This window comes from Pseudomonas sp. V98_8, from assembly GCF_029967975.1.
GTDB classification, from domain to species: Bacteria; Pseudomonadota; Gammaproteobacteria; order Pseudomonadales; family Pseudomonadaceae; genus Aquipseudomonas; species Aquipseudomonas umsongensis.
The window spans coordinates 1-3,975 of the sequence record NZ_JASCAE010000013.1; the positions used below are offsets into that span (position 1 = coordinate 1).

Below are 3,975 nucleotides of genomic sequence, written 5' to 3' on the forward strand. Positions count from 1 at the left end.
GAGTGGTGGGGCAAGAGCGCTTTGGTTACTTTCGCGCTTTTCGAAAGTGACTCGCTGTAAGAGCGAAACCCTAGGTGGCCGTTACCGCAGCAACGGATATGTACACCTGAAAAAAATCGCGTAACACAAAGCCTTACCCCAGCCGCCGCAGACGAGCAAGTGTCATGGCAGTGTCCTCGATCATATCCTCCTGCCCACCAACCATCCCACGCCGTCCCATCTCAACGAGAATTTCCCGTGCCGACACGCCGTACTTCTTCTCGGCACGTTTGGCGAACAGCAGGAACGAGCCATAGACCCCGGCGTAACCCATGGTCAGGGCATCGCGGTCGCTGCGGATCGGGAAGTCCATGATCGGTACCACCAGGTCCTCGGCCACGTCCTGGATGCCGAACACACTGACGCCGGTGTCGATACCCATGCGATCACACACCGCCACCAGCACTTCCATCGGCGTGTTGCCCGCGCCGGCACCGAGTCCTGCGCAGGCGGCGTCGATGCGGTTGGCCCCGGCGGCAATCGCGGCGATGGAGTTGGACACCCCCATCGACAGATTGTGGTGGCCATGAAAGCCAATCTCGGTCTCAGGCTTGAGGGCCGCGCGCATCGCCGCCACGCGAGCACTGACGTCGTGGGGCAGCAGATAGCCTGCCGAATCGGTCAGGTAGATGCAGTTGGCGCCGTAGCTTTCCATCAGCAAGCCCTGCGTGACCAGGCCTTCCGGGCTGTTCATGTGGGCCATCATCAGGAAACCGACGGTGTCCATGCCAAGGTGGCGGGCGTGGGAGATGTGCTGTTCGCTGACATCGGCCTCGGTGCAATGGGTGGCCACGCGAATGGTATTGACCCCCAGTTCATGGGCCATTTTTAGATGATCGACAGTGCCGATGCCTGGCAGCAGCAGGGCCGAGACCTTGGCCTTTTTCATCAGTGGGATCACTGCCGACAGATACTCTTCGTCGGAGTGGGCCGGGAAGCCGTAGTTCACCGAGCTGCCGCCCAGACCGTCGCCGTGGGTGACTTCGATCAGCGGCACACCGGCCGCGTCGAGGCCGCAGGCGATGTCTTTCATTTGTTGCAGGCTGATCTGGTGGCGCTTGGGGTGCATGCCGTCGCGCAGGCACATGTCGTGTACGGTGATGCTTTTGCCGCGAAGATCCATGGTCGACTCCTTATGCGTGAGCGGTGTGGGCAGTAGCGGTGAGCACCAGCTCGCCCTTGAGGATTTCCTCGGCGAACATCTCGGCGGTGCGTGCCGCGGCGGCCGTCATGATGTCCAGGTTGCCGGCGTACTTGGGCAGGTAGTCCCCCAGGCCTTCGACTTCCATGAAGATCGACACCCGATTGCCGTCGAACACCGGGCCGTTGACCAGCTTGTAGCCGGGCACGTAGCGCTGTACTTGCTCGATCATGGCCTCGATGGCGGCGGTGATCGCCGGCTGGTCGGGTTCGCTGGCGGTCAGGCAATGCACGGTGTCGCGCATGATCAGCGGCGGCTCGGCGGGGTTGATGATGATGATCGCCTTGCCTTTTTTCGCGCCGCCGACCTTTTCCACGGCGCTGGCGGTGGTGCGGGTGAACTCGTCGATGTTTTTGCGGGTGCCGGGGCCGACCGACTTGGACGCGGCGGTGGCAATGATTTCGGCGTATTCCACCGGCTGCACGCTGGACACTGCCGCCACCAGCGGAATGGTGGCCTGGCCGCCGCAGGTGACCATGTTGACGTTCATCACACCCAGGCCAAGTTGAGACTTGAGGTTGACCGGTGGCACGCAATACGGGCCGATGGCCGCCGGTGTCAGGTCGATCATCAACACGCCCAGGGCATTGAGCTTGCGCGAGTTCTGGGCGTGGACATAGGCCGACGTGGCGTCGAAGGCGATCTGGATCTGGTCTTCGAGTACATGCGGGAGCAATCCGTCCACGCCGTCTGCGGTGGTTTTAAGGCCCAGCTCGCGTGCTCGTGCCAGACCTTCGGAGGTGGCGTCGATGCCCACCATCCACACCGGTTCCAGCACTTCGCTGCGCATCAGTTTGTAAAGCAGATCGGTGCCGATGTTGCCCGGCCCGATCAGCGCGCATTTGATCTTTTTACTCATGGTTTCTTGGCTCCTGAAGAGGGAAGGGCGATTCACGGGACAAAGCGCAGGCTGGCTTCACCCAGGCCGGTCATGGACAGGCTGATATGGTCACCGGCGATCACCGGCACCAGCGGCGCCAGGGCACCGGAAAGAATGATTTCGCCACGGCGGAACGGGATGCCCAGCTCGCCCAGGGTATTGGCCAGCCAGGCCACAGCCGCGCAAGGATGACCTTGCACCGCCGAGCCCAGGCCCGAGCCCGCCGGCTGGCCGTTTTTGCTCATTTGCATGTGCACCGCAGCCAGGTCCAGCGAGCGTGGGTCGATGCGCTGGGAGCCGAGGGCGAACACGCCGCACGAGGCGTTGTCGGCCACGGTGTCCTGGATGCGGATCTGCCAGTCGTCGATACGCGAGTCGACGATCTCGAAGCACGGCACGACCCATTGGCTGGCGGCCAGCACGTCCTCGGCACGGATGCCCGGGCCTTGCAAATCTTCGCCGAGAATAAAGGCGATTTCGCCTTCGGCCCGGGGCTGTATCAGGTTGTAACGGGCCAGGCTGACGTCGCTGCCGTCCTCGACCTGCATGGCGTTGGTGAGGAAACCGAAGTCCGGTTGATGGACATCGAGCATTTCCTGTACGGCGCGGCTGGTGACGCCGATTTTCTTGCCGACCACGTGCTCGCCGAGGGCTTCACGGCGCTGCAGGAATTGCAGGGAAATCCCGTAGGCCTGCTCCAGGGTGATCTGCGGATAGCGTTGGGTCAGGGGCGCCAGCGTCTGGCGGTTGCGCAGCGCGTTGAACAGCTCGTCACCGAGCGCGTTGATCAAATGGGTGTCCATGGCGAGGGGCTCCAGTTGGATCGGAAGTAGGATGAAAAGAAAAAAGCCCGCCCCAACATCGACAGGGGCGGGCCCAAAGGAGTCGGTCAGCCAGGCCAGACCGACGAGTCGGCACCGCCATCGACATCGATGATCTTGCCGGTCACCCAGGCCGAGGCAGGGCTGGCCAGGTACAACGCGGCGGCGGCGATGTCCTGCGGGGTGCCCAGGCATTTGAGCGGGGTGTTGTTTTCCATGACCTGGCGCATGGCGGCAGGCATCACGCCGTTAAGTGCCTCGGTCAGGGTGGGGCCGGGGGCGACGGCGTTGACCCGGATCTGCGGGGCGAAGTCCTGGGCCAGCAGACGGGTCAGATGGCTGAGGGCCGCCTTGGCCGCACCGTAGGCGCTGAAATGGCGCTGGGCATAACGCGCCGCCACTGAGCTGATATTGATGATGTTGCCGCCCCCGGCCTCGCGCATCAGCGGTACGCACAACTGGCAGAAGGCGTAGGTGGTGGCGACGTTGAAGTTCAGTACCTGGGCGAACTGCTCGGGTGTCATGCTCAGCGGATCATTGGGACCGCCACCGCCGACGTTGTTCACCAGATGAGTGATCCGGCCCATGTGCTCGACGCTTTGGCGCACCAGTGCCTGGCGTTGCTCGGCATCGTTGACGTCGCAGGCGAAGGCCAGGGCGCGCCGACCGAGGACGCGAACTTCCTCGGCCACGGCCTGCACTTCGTCCAGCGAACGTGCCGAGCACACCACATCGGCGCCGGCTTCGGCATACGCCAGGGCAATCGCCCGACCGATACCGCGGCCGCTGCCAGTGACGATGGCGACGCTGCCGTCCATTTGGAAACGCTGCAAAATACTCATGGGCCCTTGCTCCGTGGGGTCGATTTCGGATGGGTTTACTATCGCTGCGGTGATCGGGTGGGGCATCGTCTCAACGGACTAGCGGGGGCTGGATGAGGTGGGTTGGTGTACATATCCGTTTCTTCGGTAACGGCCACCTATGGTTTCGCTCCTACGGGGCCCGGGGGGGGGGGGGGGGGGGGGGGGGGGGGG

Annotated in this window: 4 protein-coding genes; all 4 read right to left on the bottom strand. The window is 63.4% G+C overall.

Annotated elements, in window-relative coordinates; genetic code table 11:
- Positions 1 to 133: 133 nt before the first annotated feature.
- Complete coding sequence (gene dmpG / locus QLG10_RS07790) at positions 134 to 1,162, bottom strand: 4-hydroxy-2-oxovalerate aldolase (RefSeq protein WP_282486583.1); 1,029 nt, start codon at positions 1,160 to 1,162, stop codon at positions 134 to 136.
- A 10-nt stretch (positions 1,163 to 1,172) separates the two neighbouring features.
- Entirely contained in the window at positions 1,173 to 2,099 is a 927-nt protein-coding gene (locus QLG10_RS07795) for an acetaldehyde dehydrogenase (acetylating) (RefSeq protein ID WP_248678441.1), read from the bottom strand.
- A gap of 32 nt (positions 2,100 to 2,131) precedes the next feature.
- Positions 2,132 to 2,923 carry a fumarylacetoacetate hydrolase family protein gene (locus QLG10_RS07800; protein ID WP_110755340.1) on the bottom strand — a complete coding sequence of 264 codons (792 nt, stop codon included), beginning with the start codon at positions 2,921 to 2,923 and terminating at the stop codon, positions 2,132 to 2,134.
- Between the two features lie 86 nt (positions 2,924 to 3,009).
- Complete coding sequence (locus QLG10_RS07805) at positions 3,010 to 3,783, bottom strand: glucose 1-dehydrogenase (RefSeq protein WP_282486587.1); 774 nt, start codon at positions 3,781 to 3,783, stop codon at positions 3,010 to 3,012.
- Between the last annotated feature and the right edge of the window lie 192 nt (positions 3,784 to 3,975).